This is a genomic window from Parageobacillus sp. KH3-4, from assembly GCF_022846435.1.
In the GTDB taxonomy this organism is placed as follows: Bacteria; Bacillota; Bacilli; order Bacillales; family Anoxybacillaceae; genus Parageobacillus; species Parageobacillus thermoglucosidasius_A.
Genome location: NZ_AP025627.1, coordinates 3,518,098 through 3,541,510 on the forward strand (window position 1 = coordinate 3,518,098; position 23,413 = coordinate 3,541,510).

At 48.4% G+C, this 23,413-nt stretch carries 15 protein-coding genes, 3 rRNA genes and 3 riboswitches; of the genes, 1 reads left to right on the forward strand and 17 read right to left on the reverse strand.

Annotated features, from left to right (window positions below; all coding sequences use genetic code 11):
- Position 1: 1 nt before the first annotated feature.
- The 8 genes from purF to purE form a co-directional block, all read right to left on the reverse strand.
- Positions 2-1,414 carry an amidophosphoribosyltransferase gene (purF, locus tag MWM02_RS17845; protein ID WP_244402601.1) on the reverse strand — a complete coding sequence of 471 codons (1,413 nt, stop codon included), beginning with the start codon at positions 1,412-1,414 and terminating at the stop codon, positions 2-4.
- Positions 1,390-3,618, reverse strand: coding sequence for a phosphoribosylformylglycinamidine synthase subunit PurL (gene purL / locus MWM02_RS17850; RefSeq protein WP_244402602.1), 2,229 nt, complete (start codon positions 3,616-3,618; stop codon positions 1,390-1,392). The genes purF and purL overlap by 25 nt, the downstream gene beginning before the upstream one ends.
- Positions 3,602-4,288 (reverse strand): phosphoribosylformylglycinamidine synthase subunit PurQ, encoded by a 687-nt coding sequence (purQ, locus tag MWM02_RS17855; protein WP_064553531.1) that lies wholly within the window; start codon positions 4,286-4,288, stop codon positions 3,602-3,604. Before purQ ends, purL begins: the two co-directional genes overlap by 17 nt.
- Entirely contained in the window at positions 4,285-4,539 is a 255-nt protein-coding gene (purS, locus tag MWM02_RS17860; protein WP_064553533.1) for a phosphoribosylformylglycinamidine synthase subunit PurS, read from the reverse strand. Before purS ends, purQ begins: the two co-directional genes overlap by 4 nt.
- The gene (purC, locus tag MWM02_RS17865) at positions 4,527-5,255 is read right to left on the reverse strand and encodes a phosphoribosylaminoimidazolesuccinocarboxamide synthase (RefSeq protein WP_244402603.1); all 729 of its coding nucleotides are present in this window, start codon (positions 5,253-5,255) and stop codon (positions 4,527-4,529) included. Before purC ends, purS begins: the two co-directional genes overlap by 13 nt.
- Positions 5,256-5,331: 76 nt before the next feature.
- A complete protein-coding gene (gene purB, locus MWM02_RS17870) occupies positions 5,332-6,627 on the reverse strand; it encodes an adenylosuccinate lyase (RefSeq protein ID WP_064553537.1) in 1,296 nt (431 codons plus the stop codon).
- Positions 6,624-7,775, reverse strand: a complete 1,152-nt coding sequence (gene purK, locus MWM02_RS17875) for a 5-(carboxyamino)imidazole ribonucleotide synthase (RefSeq protein WP_244402604.1) — start codon at positions 7,773-7,775, stop codon at positions 6,624-6,626. Before purK ends, purB begins: the two co-directional genes overlap by 4 nt.
- On the reverse strand, positions 7,759-8,247 hold the full coding sequence (purE, locus tag MWM02_RS17880) for a 5-(carboxyamino)imidazole ribonucleotide mutase (RefSeq protein WP_064553570.1): 489 nt from the start codon (positions 8,245-8,247) through the stop codon (positions 7,759-7,761). Before purE ends, purK begins: the two co-directional genes overlap by 17 nt.
- Positions 8,248-8,360: 113 nt before the next feature.
- Positions 8,361-8,462, reverse strand: a riboswitch (purine riboswitch).
- 148 nt (positions 8,463-8,610) lie between these two features.
- Between purE and MWM02_RS17885 the strand changes: the two genes are divergently transcribed.
- Positions 8,611-9,048: an Hsp20/alpha crystallin family protein gene (locus MWM02_RS17885; protein ID WP_064553541.1), complete on the forward strand. Its 438-nt coding sequence runs from the start codon at positions 8,611-8,613 to the stop codon at positions 9,046-9,048.
- A 339-nt stretch (positions 9,049-9,387) separates the two neighbouring features.
- On the opposite strand, the gene rrf is transcribed toward MWM02_RS17885, so the two are convergent.
- The 9 genes from rrf to MWM02_RS17930 all read right to left on the reverse strand — a co-directional run bounded on the left by rrf (position 9,388) and on the right by MWM02_RS17930 (position 23,413).
- Positions 9,388-9,504 (reverse strand): 5S ribosomal RNA (gene rrf / locus MWM02_RS17890).
- 140 nt (positions 9,505-9,644) lie between these two features.
- Positions 9,645-12,579: ribosomal RNA gene (locus MWM02_RS17895) — 23S ribosomal RNA — on the reverse strand.
- A 197-nt stretch (positions 12,580-12,776) separates the two neighbouring features.
- A 16S ribosomal RNA gene (locus MWM02_RS17900) occupies positions 12,777-14,333 on the reverse strand.
- The 16S, 23S and 5S rRNA genes sit together here, the layout of an rRNA operon.
- 782 nt (positions 14,334-15,115) lie before the next feature.
- Positions 15,116-15,658 carry a GNAT family N-acetyltransferase gene (locus MWM02_RS17905; protein WP_244402605.1) on the reverse strand — a complete coding sequence of 181 codons (543 nt, stop codon included), beginning with the start codon at positions 15,656-15,658 and terminating at the stop codon, positions 15,116-15,118.
- 84 nt (positions 15,659-15,742) lie between these two features.
- Positions 15,743-17,068, reverse strand: coding sequence for an NCS2 family permease (locus MWM02_RS17910; RefSeq protein ID WP_064551431.1), 1,326 nt, complete (start codon positions 17,066-17,068; stop codon positions 15,743-15,745).
- A 103-nt stretch (positions 17,069-17,171) separates the two neighbouring features.
- A riboswitch (purine riboswitch) is annotated at positions 17,172-17,273 on the reverse strand.
- Positions 17,274-17,370: 97 nt separating this feature from the next.
- On the reverse strand, positions 17,371-18,909 hold the full coding sequence (gene guaA, locus MWM02_RS17915; protein WP_244402606.1) for a glutamine-hydrolyzing GMP synthase: 1,539 nt from the start codon (positions 18,907-18,909) through the stop codon (positions 17,371-17,373).
- Between the two features lie 61 nt (positions 18,910-18,970).
- A riboswitch (purine riboswitch) is annotated at positions 18,971-19,072 on the reverse strand.
- A 39-nt stretch (positions 19,073-19,111) separates the two neighbouring features.
- Entirely contained in the window at positions 19,112-21,274 is a 2,163-nt protein-coding gene (locus MWM02_RS17920; protein ID WP_244402607.1) for a DUF4129 domain-containing transglutaminase family protein, read from the reverse strand.
- Complete coding sequence (locus tag MWM02_RS17925) at positions 21,271-22,455, reverse strand: DUF58 domain-containing protein (RefSeq protein ID WP_244402608.1); 1,185 nt, start codon at positions 22,453-22,455, stop codon at positions 21,271-21,273. Before MWM02_RS17925 ends, MWM02_RS17920 begins: the two co-directional genes overlap by 4 nt.
- Positions 22,456-22,462: 7 nt before the next feature.
- Entirely contained in the window at positions 22,463-23,413 is a 951-nt protein-coding gene (locus tag MWM02_RS17930) for an AAA family ATPase (RefSeq protein ID WP_064551434.1), read from the reverse strand.

Consider the following 23,413-nt stretch of genomic DNA (forward strand, 5'->3'; position numbering starts at 1 on the left):
TTTACTTTGTTGACATCAACGGCGACCGCGCTTTGCTAATATTTGTCGGATAATTTCCTGTAAAACATGCCATGCATTGCCCGCGCAATGGCAGTTGTGGAGAGCGCCCGATCGCTTCCAATAATCCCTCTTGACTTAAAAACGCCAAAGAATCTGCTCCGATAATTTGGCGGATTTCCTCCACCGTATACTTAGACGCAATCAATTCTTCTCTTGTCGATGTATCAATCCCGTAAAAACAAGGATGCGTAATCGGCGGCGAACTGATGCGGACGTGCACTTCCGTCGCCCCCGCTTCGCGGAGCATCGCAACAATTCGTTTGCTTGTCGTGCCGCGCACGATCGAATCATCGACCATAACGACGCGTTTTCCCGCAACAACACCGCGAACCGGGGACAGTTTCATTTTTACTCCTTGTTCGCGAAGCGACTGAGACGGCTGAATAAACGTACGTCCGACATACCGGTTTTTAATGAGACCAAGCTCATATGGAATTCCCGTTGCCTCTGCATAGCCAATCGCGACGGAAATGCTGGAATCGGGCACGCCGGTGACGATGTCCGCCTCTGCAGGAGCCTCCAATGCCAGGCGTTTTCCTAAATTTTTTCTCGCCGTATGAATGTTGATGCCGTCGACATTGCTGTCAGGGCGGGCAAAATAAATATATTCCATGCTGCAAATCGAGCGAGCTTGCGCCGGCGCAAATCGTTCAGAACGCATTCCTTCCGCGCTGATGACGATAAGCTCTCCCGGTTCCACTTCCCTTTCGTACGCCGCGCCGACAACATCAAACGCGCACGTTTCAGAAGCGACGACATAAGCGTTGCCGATCCGTCCGATGGAAAGCGGGCGAAACCCATGCGGGTCGAGTGCCACATATAACGCTGTTTCTGTCAATAGAAGGAAAGCAAACGCTCCTTCAACATAGGTGAGCGCTTCTTTGATTTGCTCTTTGAATGTCGGCGCATGGCTGCGGCGAATGAGATGGGCGAATACTTCCGTATCTGATGTCGTTTGGAAAATGCTCCCTTGTTCCTCCAGCTGAATCTTTAAGTCCATCGCGTTAACGAGATTGCCGTTATGCGCAAGTGCAATGCTTCCTGTTTGCGAGCGAAACAGAAGCGGCTGAACGTTTTCGTAGCCGCCTCCTCCCGCCGTCGAATAACGAACATGACCGATGGCGGCCGCTCCTTTCAGCGATCGAATCTCGCCGTTGCTGAACACTTCGGTGACAAGCCCCAATCCTTTATGCCCTTGCAGCATTCCTTGATGGGCGACGACAATTCCCGCCCCCTCTTGACCGCGATGCTGAAGGCTGTGCAAGCCGTAATACGTGATTTGCGCTGCTTCCTCATGCCCCCAAATCCCAAAAATTCCACACTCTTCGTTCAATCCTTTGATTTCAGCAAGCATGGGATAGCTCCTTTCCAGACATTTCTCATTTGCTCGGCGGAAAGCCGGACGACGACTTCTCCGCCCGCCCGCTCGACAAGAAGCATGCCGTCATTTGTTACTTCGCCGATAAGCTTTGCTTCCACTAATTGCTCAAATTTTTCACGATCCTCTTTTTTTACGGAAACGATAAAGCGGGATTGCGTTTCGCTAAACAATTGCGCCGTCATATCCCCGTCCATTGTTACTTTCGCGCCAAGACCGTCCGCGCTCATTACGCATTCCGCCAGTGCAACCGCAAAGCCGCCTTCCGCGATATCGTGAGCGGATGCGACGACACCTGCTTGAATCGCCGCAAGCAATTCGCGCTGCCGTTTTGCTTCTGTTGCCAAATCAATAGCCGGCGCTTTCCCGAAAATTCTGCCTTCCAATAATTTTTGCAGTTCGCTTCCGCCAAACTCCTGCTTCGCTTCTCCAATGACATAAATAAGGTCGCCCGCTTGTTGAAATGCTTGTGTCGTAATATGGCGAATGTCCTCCACGAGTCCAACCATGCCGACGACTGGTGTCGGATAAATGGCTTCCCCGTTTGTTTCGTTATATAAAGAAACGTTTCCGCTGATCACCGGAGTCCCCAATGCGCGGCAAGCTTCGCTCATTCCGTCCACCGCTTTTTCGAGCTGCCAAAAAATCTCTGGTTTTTCCGGATTGCCGAAATTTAAGCAGTCCGTAATCGCCAGCGGTTTTGCTCCTGAACAGACGACGTTCCGCGCTGCTTCCGCCACAGCAATTTTGCCGCCTGTTTCCGGATCTAAATAAATATAGCGAGAGTTGCAGTCGGTCGTCATTGCCAGCGCTTTGTTCGTGCCGCGGATGCGCACGACCGCAGCGTCCGATCCCGGCGCGACAACAGTATTCGTCCGCACCATGTAATCGTATTGTTGATACACCCATTCTTTGCTCGCAATCGTTGGCTGGGCCAATAACGCAAGCAGCGTTTCTTCGTAATTGGCGACAGCCGGAACATATGGTTCCATCGCTTGAAACTCGCGGTAATACGCCGGCTCTTTCGATGGTTTAAAGTATACTGGCGCATCCTTGGCTAAGGCGTCAACCGGAATTTCGGCGGCGATTTCCCCGCGGAAATAAAGGCGGAGCATTTTGTCATCAGTCACTTTGCCGATCGCTTTCGCTTCAAGCCCGTATTTCGCAAACAAATCATAAATTTCTTGTTCACGTCCTTGTTGGACGACAAGCAGCATCCGTTCCTGCGATTCGGAGAGCATCATCTCATATGGCGTCATGCCTGTTTCGCGCTGCGGCACAAGATCTAAATTCATTTCAATGCCAAAACCGCCCTTGCTCGCCATTTCTGCCGAAGAACTCGTCAAGCCAGCCGCCCCCATGTCTTGCATGCCGATAAGCGCATCGGACTTTACTACTTCCAGGCACGCTTCAAGCAACAATTTTTCCATAAACGGGTCGCCGACTTGAACGGCAGGCCGTTTCTCTTCCGATTGTTCCGTCAGTTCCTCCGAAGCAAATGTTGCGCCATGGATACCGTCGCGTCCCGTTTTCGCCCCGACGTACATCACTGTATTGCCTACACCGGAGGCAATGCCGCGCTGGATTTCTTCATGGCGGATAATGCCGACACACATCGCGTTGACAAGCGGGTTGCCTTCATAAGCAGGGTCAAACTGCACTTCGCCGCCGACGGTTGGAATGCCGACACAATTGCCATACCCGGCAATTCCCGCGACCACGTGCTCAAATAAATATTTGACGCGCGGAGAAGTTAATTCCCCGAACCGCAGCGAGTTCAATAAAGCAATCGGGCGCGCTCCCATCGAAAACACATCGCGGATGATTCCGCCGACGCCGGTTGCAGCGCCTTGATACGGCTCAATTGCGGACGGATGGTTATGGCTTTCAATTTTAAACGCCACCGCCAAACCATCGCCGATATCGACGATGCCCGCTCCTTCTCCTGGGCCTTGAAGCACGTGTTTTCCTTCCGTCGGAAACTTTTTTAATACCGGCTTCGAATTTTTATAGCTGCAATGTTCCGACCACATGACCGAAAAAATTCCCGTTTCTGTATAGTTTGGCAGGCGGCCAAGAATTTTTTCGATCATTGCGAATTCTTCGTCCGTTAATCCCATTTCCCTGTACAATTTTTCTTCTTTAATCGTTGTTGGGCTTGGCTCAAGCAGTAACGGCATGTGTTTCCCTCCAATATTTCACGATCGATTGAAACAATCTTAATCCATCCGCGCTGCCAAGAAGCGGATCAACGGCGCGCTCCGGATGCGGCATCATGCCAAGCACATTTCCTTTTTCATTAACGATCCCGGCGATGCCGTCTAAGCTTCCATTTGGGTTTTCTCCATGATAGCGAAAGACGATTTGCCGATTTTCGATCAGCCGCTTTAATGTTTGTTCATCACAGTAATAATTGCCTTCGCCGTGGGCAATCGGAATCGTAATCACTTCCCCTTGTTTGTAAGCGGACGTAAACATCGTTTCGTTATTTTCGACTTTTAGCGAAACCGGACGGCAAATAAATTTCAAACTGTTATTACGGCGCATTGCTCCCGGAAGCAGCCCCGCTTCGAGCAAAATTTGAAACCCGTTGCATACGCCTAATATCGGCTTTCCTTCATCCGCCGCTTTGCGGACTTCCTTCATAACGTTGGAAAAGCGGGCGATCGCCCCAGAGCGAAGATAATCGCCGTATGAAAACCCTCCCGGCAGCAAAATCGCATCAAAATGGTCAAGGTTTGCCGTATCATGCCATACGTATTCGGCCTCTTCACCTAATTCATCAGCAATCGCATGATACATATCAACATCACAGTTGGAACCAGGAAACACAATGACGGCGAATTTCATTGTACGACTACCTCCTCAATTTCGTAGCGGTAGTCTTCAATCACCATATTGGCCAGCAGCTTTTCGCACATCTCGCGCACAAGTTCATTGATATCGCGCTCGCTTTTTTCCACAACAAGCTCCATAAACTTTCCGATTCGCACATCTTGCACTTCGGTATAAGACAAACTATGAAGCGCCCCCTTCACCGCCGCTCCTTGCGGGTCTAGCACGCTTTCTCGCAACGTAACATACACTTTTACTTTATACATGTCGATTCTCCCCCTAATCGTTGCAAAATCGTCTCATAGGCGTCCGTTAAGTTCCCTAGATCGCGGCGAAATACGTCTTTATCGAGCTTTTCGTCCGTTTCCATATCCCACAGCCGGCAAGTATCCGGGGAAATTTCATCCGCAAGTAAAATCGCGCCTTCCGAATCAAAGCCAAATTCTAATTTAAAATCAATTAATCTCACGCGCCGTTCTGCGAAATGCTTCGTCAATACGTCATCGACTTGTAAAGCTAGTTCCTTCAAAACAGCGATTTGTTCCGAAGTAGCCAGCTTTAAAATCGCAATGTGGTCTTCCAATAAGAGAGGATCACCGAGGTCATCGTTTTTGTAATAAAACTCAACGAGCGGCTTTTCCAAGCGGGTTCCTTCCGGGATGCCAAGCCGTTTTGCCAAACTCCCGGCAACAACATTGCGGACAACCACTTCTAGAGGAATAATCGTCACTTTTTTGACAAGCTGCTCCGTAGCAGATAGTTTTTGGATAAAATGATTGGAGATTCCTGCTTCGTGAAGCTTTGAAAATAATAAACTGGTAATCTCGTTATTAAGACGTCCTTTTCCGGCAATTATCGCTTTTTTCCCACCGTTAAACGCCGTCGCGCTGTCTTTATATTCGATCCACAATATGTTCTCATCATCCGTCGTATATACTTTTTTCGCTTTTCCTTCATATAGCAAAGCCAGCTTTTTGACCATCAAAAAGGCCCCCTAATCCAGAATATTGGCAATTTTTATATTATACACCGGCAAGGGATTCCTTGCCGATGAGCCATTATGACAATCCCAGGCGTTGGAAAATCGTATCCACATGTTTTAAGTGATAGCGGTAATCAAAACAATCGTCGATTTGTTCTTTCGTTAAGCGGCTTGTAATTCGTTCATCCGCTTCAATGAGCGAACGGAACGGCACTTGTTTCTCCCACGCTTCCATCGCCTTTGGTTGCACTAAGTCATATGCTTCTTCCCGCGTCATGCCCGCATCAATTAACGAAAGCAATACGCGCTGCGAATAAATAAGCCCTAATGTACGATCCATGTTTTTCTTCATGTTTTCTGGGTAGACTTTCAAGTTTTTCACGATGTTCGTAAAGCGGTTCAACATATAGTTCAACGCGATCGTCGCATCTGGCAAAATGATGCGTTCAGCAGAAGAATGAGAAATATCGCGTTCATGCCAGAGCGGAACATTTTCGTACGCCGTCAGCATATAACCGCGGACGACGCGTGCCATTCCCGTCATATTTTCCGAACCGATCGGATTGCGCTTGTGCGGCATCGCTGATGATCCTTTTTGTCCCTTCGCGAAAAACTCTTCCACTTCCCGCACTTCGCTCTTTTGCAACCCACGAATTTCGACAGCAAATTTTTCGATCGATGTCGCGATGAGCGCCAGCGTCGCCATATAATACGCGTGGCGGTCGCGCTGTAGCGTTTGCGTCGAAATCGGCGCCGGTTTTAACCCAAGTTTTTCGCATACGTATTGTTCGACAAACGGGTCGATGTTCGCATACGTCCCGACCGCGCCGGAAATCTTGCCGACACGCACCGTTTCTGCCGCTTGTTTAAACCGTTCTAAATTGCGCTGCATTTCCGCGTACCAAAGCGCCATTTTCAGGCCGAATGTTGTCGGTTCCGCATGAACGCCGTGCGTGCGCCCCATCATAACCGTATATTTATGCTCCAACGCTTTTTCTTTTAATACTTGAATAAAATTTTCTAAATCTCTCAATAAAATTTCGTTCGCTTGTTTTAATAAATAAGACAGGGCGGTATCCACAACGTCGGTGGACGTTAAACCGTAATGCACCCATTTTCGTTCTTCGCCTAACGTTTCCGAAACCGCGCGCGTAAAAGCGACCACATCATGGCGCGTTTCTTCTTCAATTTCTTTAATGCGCGCAATATCAAACGAAGCGTTTTGGCGAATGCGTTCGACGTCTTCTTTTGGAATAACGCCAAGCTCCGCCCATGCCTCGCAAGCTAAAATCTCCACTTCCAGCCACGCTTTAAATCGGTTCTCTTCTGTCCAAATCGCTCCCATTTCCGGTCTTGTGTAACGTTCAATCATACGTATTCTTTCCTCCGATCATTCCAAATTTGCCATGAATCGATCGTTTTCAGCGCTGCGTCGACATGTTCCGCAAGCACCGTTACATGACCCATTTTTCGTTTCGGTTTTGCCTCTTTTTTGCCGTAAAGATGAAGGTGGGCGTCACGAAGTGTTGCAATATTTTGAATGATTGGCTCGACGTGCTCGCCCAAAATGTTTACCATCACGGCTGGTTTTAACAGTTCTGTGCTTCCTAACGGCCAATTGCAGACGGCGCGGACATGCTGCTCAAATTGGGACGTCGCACAAGCATTAATTGTATAATGACCTGAATTGTGCGGTCTAGGGGCAAGTTCATTAATATAAATATCCCCTTCTTTTGTTAAAAACATTTCCACCGCTAACGTTCCGACGAGTCCAAAATAATCGGCAAGCATTTCCGCATAACGGATCGCTTTTTTTGCTACATGCTCGGGAATTCGTGCTGGAACAATCGTTTTGTGCAAAATATTGTTGACATGAATATTTTCCGCAACAGGAAATACGGCCATCGCGCCATATCCGTTTCGCGCCACAATGACAGAAATTTCTTTGTCGAACGAAAGCCAGCATTCCAATACGCAAGGGCCGATTTCTAATAAGGAAAGCGCCTGCACGCTGTCTTCTTTGCTGCGGATGACAAATTGCCCTTTGCCGTCATATCCACCGCGGCACGTTTTTAATACACACGGTAAGCCAATTGTTTCGATTGCGGAAAACAAATCCTCTTTTGATTGAACTTCGATGTACGGTGCAACAGGAAGCCCCGCGTCCGTAATCGCCTTTTTCTCCGACGCGCGGTCCTGCGTAATGGCAAGCAGCCTGCTTCCTTGCGGCACGTATGCATGTTCCACAAGCCAATTTAAAGCGTCCGCATCAATATTTTCAAATTCATAGGTGATTACATCACTCACCGCAGCAAGCTTCCGAATCGCTGCAAAATCATTATATTCCGCGGTAATCTCGATATCCGCCACTTGACCGCATGGAGAATCTAGGGTTGGGTCGAGCACAGCGACGCGAAATCCCATTTCTTTCGCGGCAATTGCCATCATCCGTCCAAGTTGTCCGCCGCCAATAATGCCGATCGTCTGACCAGGGACAATTTGTTTATGCAAGATGATCACTACTTTCCATCACGCTTTTCCTCATCGTCTCTCTTCGTTTTTTCAGTGCTTCCATATATTGCGGATAATGAATACCTAACATCGCTGCTGCTAAGAGTCCCGCATTCGTAGCTCCCGCTTTGCCGATAGCGACCGTCGCCACTGGTACACCTCCTGGCATTTGTACAATGGACAAAAGCGAATCTAATCCGCTTAATGCTTTTGACTGCACTGGCACTCCAATGACGGGAAGCGTTGTTTTAGCAGCAACCATCCCAGGCAAATGCGCCGCTCCCCCAGCACCAGCAATAATGACTTTAATGCCTCTTTCTTCCGCCGTTTCCGCGTATTCAAACATGTAATCTGGCGTACGATGGGCAGAAACTACTTTTTTTTCAAACGGAATTTGCAATTCTTCCAATATATCGCAAGCATGTTTCATCGTCTCCCAATCCGATTGACTTCCCATAATCACTCCAACCAGCGGCTGCATGCGGTATTCACCTCTTTGTTTCTCTTCATATAAAAACCAGAACGAATGTCCCCTGTATTTATAAGGGAAAGCATCGTTCTGGCCGTACCTCGCTACGATATGACGAAAAAAGCCAATACGATCCTTCCCCTCATAGTCCAATAATTTACGGTTATTGGGTAGAGACTTTTGGGCCATATTCCCAAAATTATATGAGGGTGATCCGCCTTATGAAGTTATTATTATCTTACCAGCCTTTCTAAAAAGATGTCAACATAAAATCGAACATTTATTTTTTTTGCTTTAAAAATGTTCGTGTTTTCTGTTCGTTATCACCAAATATTCTAGAAAACATATGATGAAATAACGGAGGAGGGGGTTGTCGTGAGATCAAATCCATTTGATTCGTTTCCCGACTGGTCAAAACATTTGGAGCATTTTTTTCAAGGTGATTTTTGGAGTAGCTTTCAACCGTTCCTGCCGTCAGCAAAAAAGCAATCTGGTATAAATATATACAAAAAAGACAATGAATTATTAATCGTTGTCAGTTTGCCAGGATTAGACAAAATGGAAGATGTTGAACTTTATGCGTACTATAAAACGTTAGAAATTAAAGCGAATATTAATTTGCAGTTTAAAGGGTTCGAATTAATTGAAGAGGGAATTTTTCAGGGAACATGGGAAAAAACGATCCCGATTCCTTTTGCGATAAAGGAAGACCGGATTGAAGCGACATATCACAACGGTTTATTGTTTATTCATCTTCATCGTCTAATCCCTGACGGGACAAAAAAGAAAATCGAAATAAAAAAAGGGGAATAGTCTTTTACACACCACCCTTGCCTTCCGCAAAAACACCGTTTGGTAGCATAAGACAAATTCATGGAATAAAATGGAGAGTTTAACTGCGCCTCTTTCTCTTCGAAAAATGACTTCCTTCTCTTTTCAAACATAAAAAAAGGAGGGTGTCCATAAACTTTTTGGACACCCTCTTTCCACAGCTTCCGTTTCCTATACTAAATCAAAAAGGGGGTCTAGGAAACGATGATAACCATTTTAGTTTTTGGGGGAGAGGATTTAAATGGCGTCATTAAAAGCTCAATGACCTTATAAGCTGGGCAAAAAAATTAGAGAACTTGCCAGCTCTCTAATTTTTTGCCTGCCTAGCGACGACCTACTCTCGCAGGGGCGCTGGCCCCAACTACCATCGGCGCTGGAGAGCTTAACTTCCGTGTTCGGAATGGGAACGGGTGTTTCCTCTCCGCTATTGTCACTAGGCAAGCATCTCAATGGGACACATTTTATTATATTCCAATAATAATTTTTGTCAAGAGGAATTTCATTCCCTCAAAACTAGATAACCGTCCGTTCGGAAGAAACCGTTTCGCTAGGCGGCTTCCTTTGCTTTTCCGTTCCGCTTGGTTAAGTCCTCGATCGATTAGTATCCGTCAGCTCCACGTGTCGCCACGCTTCCACCTCGGACCTATCGACCTCGTCATCTTCGAGGGATCTTACTCGCTTTTCGCGATGGGAAATCTCATCTTGAGGGGGGCTTCACGCTTAGATGCTTTCAGCGCTTATCCCTTCCGCACATAGCTACCCAGCGGTGCCCCTGGCGGGACAACTGGTACACCAGCGGTGCGTCCATCCCGGTCCTCTCGTACTAAGGACAGCTCCTCTCAAATTTCCTGCGCCCGCGACGGATAGGGACCGAACTGTCTCACGACGTTCTGAACCCAGCTCGCGTACCGCTTTAATGGGCGAACAGCCCAACCCTTGGGACCGACTACAGCCCCAGGATGCGATGAGCCGACATCGAGGTGCCAAACCTCCCCGTCGATGTGGACTCTTGGGGGAGATCAGCCTGTTATCCCCGGGGTAGCTTTTATCCGTTGAGCGATGGCCCTTCCATACGGAACCACCGGATCACTAAGCCCGACTTTCGTCCCTGCTCGACCTGTCCGTCTCGCAGTCAAGCTCCCTTCTGCCTTTGCACTCTCCGAATGATTTCCAACCATTCTGAGGGAACCTTTGGGCGCCTCCGTTACCTTTTGGGAGGCGACCGCCCCAGTCAAACTGCCCACCTGACACTGTCTCCCACCCCGGTAAGGGGTGCGGGTTAGAATTTCAATACCGCCAGGGTGGTATCCCACCGCCGCCTCCACCGAAGCTGGCGCTCCGGCTTCCCAGGCTCCCACCTATCCTGTACAAGCGATACCAAAATTCCATATCAGGCTGCAGTAAAGCTCCACGGGGTCTTTCCGTCCTGTCGCGGGTAACCTGCATCTTCACAGGTAGTATGATTTCACCGGGTCTCTCGTTGAGACAGTGCCCAAGTCGTTACACCTTTCGTGCGGGTCGGAACTTACCCGACAAGGAATTTCGCTACCTTAGGACCGTTATAGTTACGGCCGCCGTTTACTGGGGCTTCGGTTCGCACCTTCAGCCTTGCGGCTTAAGCGCTCCCCTTAACCTTCCAGCACCGGGCAGGTGTCAGCCCCTATACTTCGCCTTTCGGCTTCGCAGAGACCTGTGTTTTTGATAAACAGTCGCTTGGGCCTTTTCACTGCGGCTCCCTCGGGCTTGAGACCCAAGAGAGCACCCCTTCTCCCGAAGTTACGGGGTCATTTTGCCGAGTTCCTTAACGAGAGTTCTCCCGCGCACCTTAGGATTCTCTCCTCGCCTACCTGTGTCGGTTTGCGGTACGGGCACCTCCCACCTCGCTAGAGGCTTTTCTTGGCAGTGTAGGATCGGGGACTTCGGGACCAAAGGTCCCTTCGCCATCACGGCTCCGCCTTGTTGCCAGACGGATTTGCCTATCTGGCGGCCTAACCGCTTGGACAGGCTATTCCAGCAGCCTGCTCGCCCTACCTTCCTGCGTCCCCCCATCGCTCAAACGGTGAGGAGGTGGTACAGGAATCTCGACCTGTTGCCCATCACCTACGCCTTTCGGCCTCGGCTTAGGTCCCGACTAACCCTGAGCGGACGAACCTTCCTCAGGAACCCTTAGGCTTTCGGTGCAGAGGATTCTCACCTCTGTTTTCGCTACTCACACCGGCATTCTCACTTCTAAGCGCTCCACGAGTCCTTCCGGTCTCGCTTCAGCGCACTTAGAACGCTCCCCTACCGATGACCATCGGTCATCCCACAGCTTCGGTGGTACGTTTAGCCCCGGTACATTTTCGGCGCAGAGTCACTCGACCAGTGAGCTATTACGCACTCTTTAAATGATGGCTGCTTCTAAGCCAACATCCTGGTTGTCTGGGCAACTCCACATCCTTTTCCACTTAACGTACACTTAGGGACCTTAGCTGGTGGTCTGGGCTGTTTCCCTCTCGACTACGGATCTTATCACTCGTAGTCTGACTCCCAAGGATAAGTCGTTGGCATTTGGAGTTTGACTGAGTTCGGTAACCCGATGAGGGCCCCTAGCTCAATCAGTGCTCTACCTCCAAGACTCTTCCCTTGAGGCTAGCCCTAAAGCTATTTCGGGGAGAACCAGCTATCTCCAGGTTCGATTGGCATTTCACCCCTACCCACACCTCATCCCCGCACTTTTCAACGTGCGTGGGTTCGGGCCTCCAGTAGGTGTTACCCTACCTTCACCCTGGGCATGGGTAGATCACCTGGTTTCGGGTCTACGACGACGTACTACGCGCCCTATTCAGACTCGCTTTCGCTGCGGCTCCGTCTTTTCGACTTAACCTCGCACGTCATCGTAACTCGCCGGTTCATTCTACAAAAGGCACGCCATCACCCATCAACGGGCTCTGACTACTTGTAGGCACACGGTTTCAGGTTCTCTTTCACTCCCCTTCCGGGGTGCTTTTCACCTTTCCCTCACGGTACTGGTTCACTATCGGTCACTAGGGAGTATTTAGCCTTGGGAGATGGTCCTCCCTGCTTCCGACGGGATTCCCCGTGTCCCGTCGTACTCAGGAGCCACTCGGGAGGGAACGAAGTTTCGACTACAGGGCTGTCACCTTCTCTGGCGGGCCTTTCCAGACCGCTTCGTCTACCCCGTTCCTTTGTCACTCCCATCTGAGTGGTCCTACAACCCCAAGAGGCAAGCCTCTTGGTTTGGGCTGTTCCCGTTTCGCTCGCCGCTACTCAGGGAATCGCGGTTGCTTTCTTCTCCTCCGGGTACTGAGATGTTTCAGTTCCCCGGGTGTGCCCTCCATACCCTATGGATTCAGGTATGGATACTGCCCCATTACGGGCAGTGGGTTCCCCCATTCGGACATCTCCGGATCAACGCTTGCTTACAGCTCCCCGAAGCGTTTCGGCGTTTGCCCCGTCCTTCATCGGCTCCTAGTGCCAAGGCATCCACCGTGCGCCCTTTCTAACTTAACCATGCGAAACTCGGCTTTATCTTCGCCGCCTTCGCTTCCCGGCTTCTTCCTTTCGGTTATCTAGTTTTCAAGGAACCAATTGATTTCTCCTGCATCCGTTCATAGACGCAGGCGCAAAGCATTTGAAGGAACAACCAATGTTCCTTCAAAACTGAACAAAACTCCGCGTCCACTTTATTTTCACGATGATGTCCTTAGAAAGGAGGTGATCCAGCCGCACCTTCCGGTACGGCTACCTTGTTACGACTTCACCCCAATCACTTGCCCCACCTTCGGCGGCTGGCTCCCTTGCGGGTTACCTCACCGACTTCGGGTGTTGCAAGCTCTCGTGGTGTGACGGGCGGTGTGTACAAGGCCCGGGAACGTATTCACCGCGGCATGCTGATCCGCGATTACTAGCGATTCCGGCTTCATGCAGGCGAGTTGCAGCCTGCAATCCGAACTGAGAGCGGCTTTTTGGGATTCGCTCCCCCTCGCGGGTTCGCAGCCCTTTGTACCGCCCATTGTAGCACGTGTGTAGCCCAGGTCATAAGGGGCATGATGATTTGACGTCATCCCCACCTTCCTCCGGTTTGTCACCGGCAGTCCCCCTAGAGTGCCCAACTGAATGCTGGCAACTAGGGGCGAGGGTTGCGCTCGTTGCGGGACTTAACCCAACATCTCACGACACGAGCTGACGACAACCATGCACCACCTGTCACCCTGTCCTCCCGAAGGGAGGAACGCCCTGTCTCCAGGGTTGTCAGGGGATGTCAAGACCTGGTAAGGTTCTTCGCGTTGCTTCGAATTAAACCACATGCTCCACCGCTTGTGCGGGCCCCCGTCAATTCCTTTGAGTTTCAGCCTTGCGGCCGTACTCCCCAGGCGGAGTGCTTAACGCGTTAGCTACAGCACTAAAGGGATAACCCCTCTAACACTTAGCACTCATCGTTTACGGCGTGGACTACCAGGGTATCTAATCCTGTTTGCTCCCCACGCTTTCGCGCCTCAGCGTCAGTTACAGACCAGAGAGCCGCCTTCGCCACTGGTGTTCCTCCACATCTCTACGCATTTCACCGCTACACGTGGAATTCCGCTCTCCTCTTCTGCACTCAAGTCCCCCAGTTTCCAATGACCCTCCACGGTTAAGCCGTGGGCTTTCACATCAGACTTAAGGGACCGCCTGCGCGCGCTTTACGCCCAATAATTCCGGACAACGCTCGCCCCCTACGTATTACCGCGGCTGCTGGCACGTAGTTAGCCGGGGCTTTCTCGTTAGGTACCGTCACCGTGCCGCCCTGTTCGAACGGCACTTCTTCTTCCCTAACAACAGAGCTTTACGATCCGAAGACCTTCTTCGCTCACGCGGCGTCGCTCCGTCAGACTTTCGTCCATTGCGGAAGATTCCCTACTGCTGCCTCCCGTAGGAGTCTGGGCCGTGTCTCAGTCCCAGTGTGGCCGGTCACCCTCTCAGGCCGGCTACGCATCGTCGCCTTGGTGAGCCGTTACCTCACCAACTAGCTAATGCGCCGCGGGCCCATCCGCAAGTGGCAGCCGAAGCCGCCTTTCAACCAAAGACCATGCGGTCTTCGGTGTTATCCGGTATTAGCTCCGGTTTCCCGGAGTTATCCCGGTCTTACGGGCAGGTTACCCACGTGTTACTCACCCGTCCGCCGCTAACCAAGCGGAAGCAAGCTTCCGCCCGGTCCGCTCGACTTGCATGTATTAGGCACGCCGCCAGCGTTCGTCCTGAGCCAGGATCAAACTCTCCATAGAAAGTGGATTGGCTTATCTCCAACTTCGGCTCCGACACCGAAAGGTGCCAGTCGCCTTCGCTTTTCTATGTGGACGCTTCGTTTTGTTCAGTTTTCAAGGAACATTTGTTTTGTTCTCTAAAAGCGACCCTTATAATATATCATTTTCAACTTAACATGTCAATATCTTTTTTTACTTTTTTCACCGCACCGAAGCGGCTTTATTAATATAACATCGTTACTAGCAAAATGTCAATAATTTATGCTAGGTATTTTTATCCATAACTGTCTGCAACACTCACATTGCTGTTACAGCCGAAAATGGCCCTTAACATTTGTTTTGCGGAAGATTGAATTACGATTAAAATGATTGAACTTTTGCTTATTATTATCTAAAGCTATAAAACAACGTCCCTTATTTTTACTCTTATCCACACACCCTATTATTGTCTGACAAAACCATGGAGTATAAAAATATCCCTTGCTATTAATGGAATAAACATTTAAAATAAAGGCACAATTCATATTGATAAGGAAAGTTTCCTACAAGAGCACTTTCCTTTTACAACAAACAAAGCCAGAATTCAAAAACGGTATACTTCCATTTTATGACGTGGTCACTCAAGGGTCTATGTTGAAAAACATTTACAACGCCGCAATCGGCTTTATCAAAGCAAACAATTCGTTATTGCTTGTTTCCCATGTGACAGTAAAACAATAGGACTTGATTAGCACCTAGTGTTATAGGGCAAAAGGAAAGAAAGGATGTCACAAAAGATCATCATGTGACATCCTCTCATTCGCTTAACCTTTCCATTCTCTTGCAAGCATTCCATACACCACATGGTCGACGAAATGGTCGTAAAGCCATTCTGCTTCCCGGATCGTGCCTTCGTTCGTAAACCCTAACCGTTCAGGAATGGCTCTGCTTTTTTTATTTTCTACTGCGCAGCGAATTTCTACCCGATGTAACTTCAGTTCATTGAAAGCATAATCAACGAATGCCTTGCACGCTTTCGTCATTAGCCCAATCCCTTGAAATTGTTCCCCTAACCAGTAGCCGATGCTTGTTTTCTTATTCGCGTGATCAATATAATGAAGCCCGATGACTCCTGCCAGCTGCTCTTTATGCCAAATGCCTGCTTCAAAGCCGCTGCCAGCAGCGAACTTCTGCAAGCCTCCAGCAATAAACGCTTTTGAATCCTCTGCTGTTTGTGTCCAGTCCACCCATGGAAGCCACTTTCGCAAATGCGGACGGCATGAATCAATAAGCGCAAATAGCGCTTCCGCATCTTCAGCGGTGAGCAGCTTTAGCCATGATTCGTCATCCAAGCGGTGAATAAACATAACCATCCTCTCCCCATTTTGCGATTTTATTACTATTATAGCAAATTCTAACAAAAAAGCCCGCCGTTTTGGCGGACTCTTTTTCTATTCTCTTAAAAAGACAAAGTACAAGATAAAGATGACAAATAGCGCATATAAAATCGGATGAACTTCTTTGCCGCGCCCTTTTAAAATCATCGTAATCGGATAAAAGATGAAGCCAACCGCAATGCCTGTCGCGATGCTGTACGAAAGCGGCATTGTAATTAACGTGAAAAATGCCGGAATTGCGACTTCGAGTTTTTTCCAGTCAATTTCTCCAATAGAAGATACCATTAACACACCAACAATAATGAGCGCTGGTGCCGTAACAGGCGCGGTAACGACGCTTAACAGCGGTGAGAAAAATAACGCCAGCAAAAACAAAATTCCTGTCACGACCGCGGAAAAGCCGGAACGCCCGCCGGCAGCGACGCCCGCCGATGACTCGACGTATGAAGTCGTCGTCGATGTGCCAAGCACAGCGCCAACCATAACTGCCGTTGCATCGACAAGCAACGCTTTTCCGGCGCGCGGCAGTTTATTATCTTTTAACAGCCCCGCTTGGTTAGCCACCGCAAGCAGCGTACCGGTGGCGTCAAAAAAGTCGACGATAAAGAAAGTTAAGACGACACCGAGCATTTTTAGCGAGAAAATGTCTGGCAAATGCTCAATCGCAACGCCAAACGTCGGCGAGATATCCGGAATGGCCCCGACGATTTTATGCGGCACCTCGATTAAACCAAACATCATGCCGACAATCGCAGTAATAACCATGCCGTAAAATACGCCGCCATTAACTCTTTTTACCATTAAAATAACGGTCACGAACAAACCGAAAATCGCCAGCAGCGTGTTGCCGTTTTTCAAATCGCTTAGCCCTACTAATGTCGCTTGGTTATCGACGATGATTCCCGCGTTTTGTAGGCCGATAAACGTAATAAACAGCCCGATCCCCGAGCCGACCGCATATTTTAATTCAATCGGGATCGCGTCAATGATTTTTTCACGGACTCCCGTTAGCGACAAAATCGTAAAAATCACCCCGGATACAAATACCCCCGCTAACGCCGTTTGCCATGGGATTTGCATATGCAATACAACGGTGAATGCGAAAAACGCGTTGAGCCCCATCCCCGGCGCTAGCGCAATCGGATAACGCGCCAACACTCCCATTAAAATGCAGCCATACGCTGCCGCGAGTGCAGTTGCGACAAACACCGCGCCTTGGTCAATCCGCAATTCATCAGGAAAATCTTTTACCGCCCCCAATGACAAGGTAAACGGATTAACGAACAAAATGTACGCCATTGACAAAAATGTCGTCAGCCCAGCAATGATCTCCGTACGATAATTCGTGCCGAGCTCTTCAAATTGAAAATACTTTTTCACTTACTGTCCCCCCTATGAAAAATAAAAAAACGCTTCTAGTAAGCTACCAGAAGCGTTGACTCAAGAGGGATAATGAATATAGAGAGGACAAAAAGAACGCACTCTCTATCCCATTATACCTCGTAGTCAAGCTATTTACGGTAGCTTGGTAGAGACTCCCGAGCCATATTCCCGGGATTATACGACGTATTTTGGCGATATTCGCGATCTACGCACATTTTATCAGCATAATAACAGTATGTCAATAAAAAGACGAACATTTTCTATTAAATGTTCGTCTTTTGTTCGTATTATACTAGAAATCATTCCCATTCGATTGTTGCCGGCGGTTTGCTTGTAATGTCGTATACGACCCGATTGACGTGCGGTACCTCATTGACGATGCGCGTAGAAATTCTTTCGAGCACTTCCCAAGGAATGCGCGCCCAGTCGGCTGTCATGCCATCGACCGATGTAACAGCGCGAATGCCGACTGTGTAGTCATAAGTTCGGGCATCTCCCATCACGCCGACGCTGCGAATGTCCGGCAGCACCGTGAAATATTGCCAAATTTCCCGATCAAGTCCGGCTTTTTTTATTTCTTCTCGTAAAATCGCATCCGATTCACGGACAATTTCCAGCTTTTCCTCTGTCACTTCGCCAAGCACACGGATGCCTAAGCCAGGCCCTGGGAACGGCTGCCGCCAAACAATTTCGTCTGGAAGCCCTAATTCCGTGCCGAGCGCGCGCACTTCATCTTTAAACAGCGTCTTAAGCGGTTCGATGAGTTTAAATTTCATATCTTCCGGCAATCCGCCTACATTATGGTGGGATTTAATCGTCTGAGCCGTCGCCGTGCCGCTTTCGATAATGTCTGTATAGAGCGTTCCTTGCACTAAAAACTCAATTCCTTCTAATTTTGCCGCTTCATCGTCAAATACGTAAATAAATTCGTTGCCGATAATTTTCCGTTTTTGCTCCGGATCGATTACCCCTTTTAGCTTCGATAAAAAGCGCTCTTTCGCGTCCACTTTAATCACGTTCATCCGGAACCCTTCACGGAACGTTTTCATGACGCTTTCCGCTTCGCCCTTGCGAAGGAGCCCGTGATCGACAAAAATGCATGTGAGTTGATCGCCGATGGCGCGGTGCACAAGCACGGCCGCCACGGAAGAATCGACGCCGCCGCTCAATGCGCAGAGCACTTTTTTATCTCCAACGAGTTCGCGAATTTTGCGAACTTCGCTGTCGATAAAGCTTTCCATCGTCCAATCGCCTTTACATTGGCACACATCAAACACGAAATTTTTTAAGATGTCATTTCCGTAAACGGAATGGCGAACTTCTGGATGGAATTGTACTGCGTAAAACTTTTTCGCCTCATTGCTCATTGCCGCAATTGGGCAAGAAGCGCTCGTCGCGTCAACAGCAAACCCTTCCGGAGGGGCAGTCACTAAATCGCCGTGGCTCATCCAAACGACTTGCTCGTCTGGGAGGCGTTTGAAAAGGGCGGAAGCGTTCTTTACTTGAATCATTGCTTTTCCGTACTCGCGATGGGTTGCTTTTTCCACTTTTCCGCCTAAATGACGGGTCATCAGCTGCATGCCGTAACAAATGCCTAAAATCGGCAAACCAAGCTCAAAAATTCGCGGATCGCACGTAAACGCGTTATCATCGTATACGCTGTTTGGGCCGCCAGAAAAAATGATTCCTTTTACATTCATTTCTTGAATTTTATCCGCTGTAATCGTATGCGGATGCAATTCGCTGTATACCCCAAGCTCGCGAATGCGGCGAGTAATCAATTGGTTATATTGGCTTCCAAAATCTAGAACGATAATCATTTCCTGTTTTTGTTCCATGTCATCACCTCATCGCAAAATAAAAAACTAGAATCGCCCCCGACAACTATAAAGGCAAAATTCTAGCTAATTCCGCCTTCATAGTCGGGTCGTTTACGGCGACCCGGTAGAGACTCTCGGACCATATTACCGAGGATATATGAAGGTGCATCATATGATTCATTAAATTTTAGTCCATTCTATCAACTCTATCTGTCAGTGGTCAAGATACCGTCCTTTTTATTAAATTTTCCCATAATTCTTTCACTTCTGGCCATTCCACCTGAGCCGCTTCCTGCTGGTAAATCGCCTTTTCATATAACAACGTCAGCTTCGTCATTTCGTTTGTTTGAAACCAATCATCGACATACGCGGCATATTGTCTAAGCGTTTGTCCTTGGTTTCGCTTTAATCCATAATCATCTAAATGGCGAAGCAAAGACAAGTAAGCTTCCGCAAATGGATTATCCCCTTTCTTCCACTTATATTGAAAACGGACAATCGTCGCATATGGCCACCACTTTCTCCTTGTACGATATGCAATCCATGCAAAGACGAAAAGCACCGCCAAAGCGACAGCCGCTTGTTTCCACGACAACAAAGGCAAATTTGATTCTTCCGCTGGCGCCGAATGCGGCTGCTCCCTTACCTTGTCCAATGGAACACGATTTTGTTCCGGCTGGCGCTGTTCAGGAAGCGGCTCGGTTTCCGGCTCAGATTGGGGAGCGGCAAACACGTACGGATTCGTAAATCCTTGCGTCGGCTCAAACGGAACCCAGCCAATTCCGGAAAAATATACTTCTACCCAAGAATGGGCATCATTGTTCGTAATTTCATAAATATATTTCCCGTTTTTCTCTTCAAGCAAACGCCCCGACGTATACCCTTTCACCCAGCGCGCCGGTATGCCGATGGCGCGAAGCATGACAACCATCGATGTGGAAAAATTATCGCAGTACCCTTTTTTCGTTTCAAACAAAAATTGGTCCACGTAATCCTCGTTTTTCCCTGGAACAGCGACATCAGTTGTTTCATACATGTAGCCGTTCGTATGAAAATATTGCTCCATCGCCTTGACTTGTTCGTATTGCGTTGGCTTTCCGCTGGCGATTTGTTTGGCCAAAGCCCGCACCCGTTCCGGCAAATTTCTCGGCAACTGTGTATAGCGTTCGAGCAATCTCGCGTCTTTAACAGGCGGAGCGGCTTTCAACGCTTCCATCGGAAAGGTTGGATATTCATAAACAATATCATAGGAGGCAAGCGGCAGCGTATAAGCGGAGCGGTCTGTCGTATAAATTTTTTCCGTTGCCGCTTCCATGCGGTATACCACGTTTTCCTTTGCCTTCACTTTTTTTAATCCAAGCGGATATACGATATGGAAATACGATTGTTTCATATGAACGCTAGCGGTCATTAATTGCTTTTTCACCGCTGGGGACCACCATGAATAGCCAAGATCAGCATTGTTTCCAAACGATTGTATCTGCTCGCTCCGGAAACTTTCCCATCCTTTTCCAGTATAAATATCTTTCGTTTCAACGCGCCAATAATGCCGCTTTTCGTCTTCAGCGGTAAATACAACCGTATCATCGGCGATAAACGGTCCGCCAAGCCGCGAATCGTTTTGCCCATAACCGATTTTTTTCACCTTCGCTAAAGCTGGGGCGTCCCGTTTTTCTTCCTGCACAGCTGCGTAGCTTTTCACAAACGCCACCGGGTCCGGCCATTGCGGCGGGAGCTTCGGGCTAACATAACCGCAGACAATAGCTAGCCCAATTAGACATAAACAAGCTCCCCACCATCCTCTTACTCCGCCTGCGATCGTTGCCTTTTCCCGCAATCGCTCCATATGAAGGAAGCACAAGAAGAAAAAACCAAAAACGACTAAACGGATGATCGCGCCGTTCCCGCGAAACGCGGTAAATGTATCCAACACCGTAATATACGTAACCGTTAAGGCATAAAAGAAAAACAGCCGTTTTTGCGTAAATAGCCGGTAATGTAATAAATATGCCATCACCCATAACAAAAAGAAAAAGAGAAAACTGCGAAACGAGTTTGTCCATTCCATCCAGCGAGCCGTAAACAACATCGGGGCATGGTGGGCAAACTCCTGAAAAAGCAACTTCAACGCCTGCACATAAGAAACATGGTAAAACAGCGAGTTTAGCGCATATATAATATATGCAATCTTTATAAGAACAGAAATCCATATTGGCGTCCGCAACAAATAAAGAAGAAAACAGGCGGCCACAAATGCCATAAACACTTCCGCATTCGTTGTATCGGATACCGCTTCTAAAGGAAGAAGCCATTCGATCAACAGCCAGCAAGCGAAACCGTATATAAGCATTCTTCTCCCAATATTTTCGACCGTTTCCATCATCCATCCCTACCCTTACGCAAGGTCGTTATATTTCGCGGCGATATGACGGCAACATGGACACCTTTGCGGCGCAAAATTTCCAGCGAATTCCTTTCTTCTCTCGTCAAATCTTCTTTAATAAGAAACACGGTTCCTTTATTACCGCGACCGGGAACCTTGCTTAATGCCAACGCCATTTCCTCGGATAAATATGAAGTGATATAACAAAAAGCAGCTGTCGATGGCCAGTTCGCTTTTTCGGCGGAAATAACGCGCGCAAACGATTCTTGACTATCGCAAATGACTGTTGCCAAATGATAAAAAATCTGCTGTAAATGCGGTTCTCCGTTTCGTACAGGAAAGATGACACGGTCGCTTCCGACGGACACAAATCCCGTCTGCACCCCGTGCTGAATAGCGGCCCGCAAAAAAGAAGCGGCAAACATCACAAGCTCTTCAAATAATGATGTTGGTGTACGATCAAGCACAACGACTAAATCATCCCGCTGTCTTTCTTCAAATTCTTTTGTCATCAGCTGCAGCTTGCGCGCCGAAGCTTTCCAATGAACTAATGAAAATCTGTCTCCCAGCGCATATTCGCGGACACCGATTGCCATTGTCATATCACGATGAAGCAAAAATGAAGAAGCGGCAATTCCTTGTTCGAAATAATGCCTGACTTTCCGGTACGACATATCAACATAGCGAGGGTATACAATGATCGTTTCGTCCACCAAATGAATCGAATCTTTTTCCATAAGTCCAAAAAAGTCGGTAGCGGTAAGGCGAATGGCAGTAAAAACATGTTCGCCGCGCGGCAGCTCGCGCAACTGATACGTATAAGAAAACGTTTTTTTCCAGATAAACGGAATCGTTGCTTTCGTTTGCGCCACATTTAATGTAGAAACGTGGCTTTCCCTAATCGTCATCGCGACAAACGGAAACCAAAACGGAAAACGTACTTCAACCGTTGCTGTAAGCGAATCGCCAGCATGATAGCGCCGCTGATAAATCATCCGCCGCACGCTGGCACGATGAAACGGATAAATGGCGATTGCTAACGAATAAAATCCAAATGGGAGAAAACTGTAAAACAAAAACCAGCTGACAAAACCACCCTGAAACATCGCATACGAAAAAAGCACGGCGAACAAACTGCATAATATGAAGATTTGTCTAATAAAGCGCACTTGTTTTCTCATCGTTTCACTACCTTTGAATAGGGACGGGTGTTCTTTTTATCATTTGAGCGACCATTTCTTCGGCTGTAAGTCCGTCAAATTTTGCTTCCGATTTAACAATGATGCGATGAGACAATACGTATGGCGCTAAAAACTGCACATCGTCAGGAATGACAAATCCGCGCCCGTGCACAAAGGCATACGCTTGCGCCGCTTTCATCAGCGCAACGGAACCGCGCGGGCTTACTCCTAAATAAATCGAAGCGTTTGCTCTGCTTTGTTGCACCATTTCGACGATGTAACGTTTCACATTTTCATCGACATACACATCAGCCACTTGTTTTTGCAAATGAAGCAACTCATCCATCGTAATGACAGGCTGTATCTCCTCAATCGGCGGCACTTTTTCGCTGCGGTTTAACATTTCTATTTCTTCCGCAAGCGAAGGATACCCCATTTTCAGCTTTAACATAAAACGGTCGAGTTGGGCTTCCGGCAGCGGATAGGTCCCTTCATATTCGATCGGGTTTTGCGTGGCCATCACGAAAAACGGACGTGGCAACGGCCTCGTCACCCCATCGACTGTAACGCTTCCTTCTTCCATTGCCTCCAATAACGCCGATTGCGTCTTCGGCGAAGTGCGGTTAATTTCATCCGCCAAAACAATGTTTCCCATAATCGGACCCGGTTTATATTCAAACTGCATTTCTTTCTGATTATAAACGGACACTCCAATCACATCGCTCGGCAACAAATCAGGAGTAAACTGAATTCGCTTAAACCGCGCGTTGATCGATTTCGCCAACGCGCGTACAAGCATCGTTTTTCCGACTCCCGGAACGTCCTCAAGCAGCACATGCCCTTTCGCAAGCAGCGCGACAATGCTTAATATGGCGACATCTCGTTTGCCGATAATCACTTTTTCTATGTTTTCAACCACTCTAGCAATAGTTGGGTGTAATGTCTCGTTCGCTTTCAT

What these genes read in the sequence shown, in the direction of transcription:
- purF (WP_244402601.1), bottom strand. Translation starts at nt 1,414, where the DNA reads ATGCTTGCTGAAATCAAAGGATTGAACGAAGAGTGTGGAATTTTTGGG.
- purL (WP_244402602.1), bottom strand. Translation starts at nt 3,618, where the DNA reads ATGCCGTTACTGCTTGAGCCAAGCCCAACAACGATTAAAGAAGAAAAA.
- purQ (WP_064553531.1), bottom strand. Translation starts at nt 4,288, where the DNA reads ATGAAATTCGCCGTCATTGTGTTTCCTGGTTCCAACTGTGATGTTGAT.
- purS (WP_064553533.1), bottom strand. Translation starts at nt 4,539, where the DNA reads ATGTATAAAGTAAAAGTGTATGTTACGTTGCGAGAAAGCGTGCTAGAC.
- purC (WP_244402603.1), bottom strand. Translation starts at nt 5,255, where the DNA reads ATGGTCAAAAAGCTGGCTTTGCTATATGAAGGAAAAGCGAAAAAAGTA.
- purB (WP_064553537.1), bottom strand. Translation starts at nt 6,627, where the DNA reads ATGATTGAACGTTACACAAGACCGGAAATGGGAGCGATTTGGACAGAA.
- purE (WP_064553570.1), bottom strand. Translation starts at nt 8,247, where the DNA reads ATGCAGCCGCTGGTTGGAGTGATTATGGGAAGTCAATCGGATTGGGAG.
- MWM02_RS17905 (WP_244402605.1), bottom strand. Translation starts at nt 15,658, where the DNA reads ATGTTTATTCACCGCTTGGATGACGAATCATGGCTAAAGCTGCTCACC.
- guaA (WP_244402606.1), bottom strand. Translation starts at nt 18,909, where the DNA reads ATGGAACAAAAACAGGAAATGATTATCGTTCTAGATTTTGGAAGCCAA.
- MWM02_RS17920 (WP_244402607.1), bottom strand. Translation starts at nt 21,274, where the DNA reads ATGATGGAAACGGTCGAAAATATTGGGAGAAGAATGCTTATATACGGT.
- MWM02_RS17925 (WP_244402608.1), bottom strand. Translation starts at nt 22,455, where the DNA reads ATGAGAAAACAAGTGCGCTTTATTAGACAAATCTTCATATTATGCAGT.
- MWM02_RS17930 (WP_064551434.1), bottom strand. Translation starts at nt 23,413, where the DNA reads ATGAAAGCGAACGAGACATTACACCCAACTATTGCTAGAGTGGTTGAA.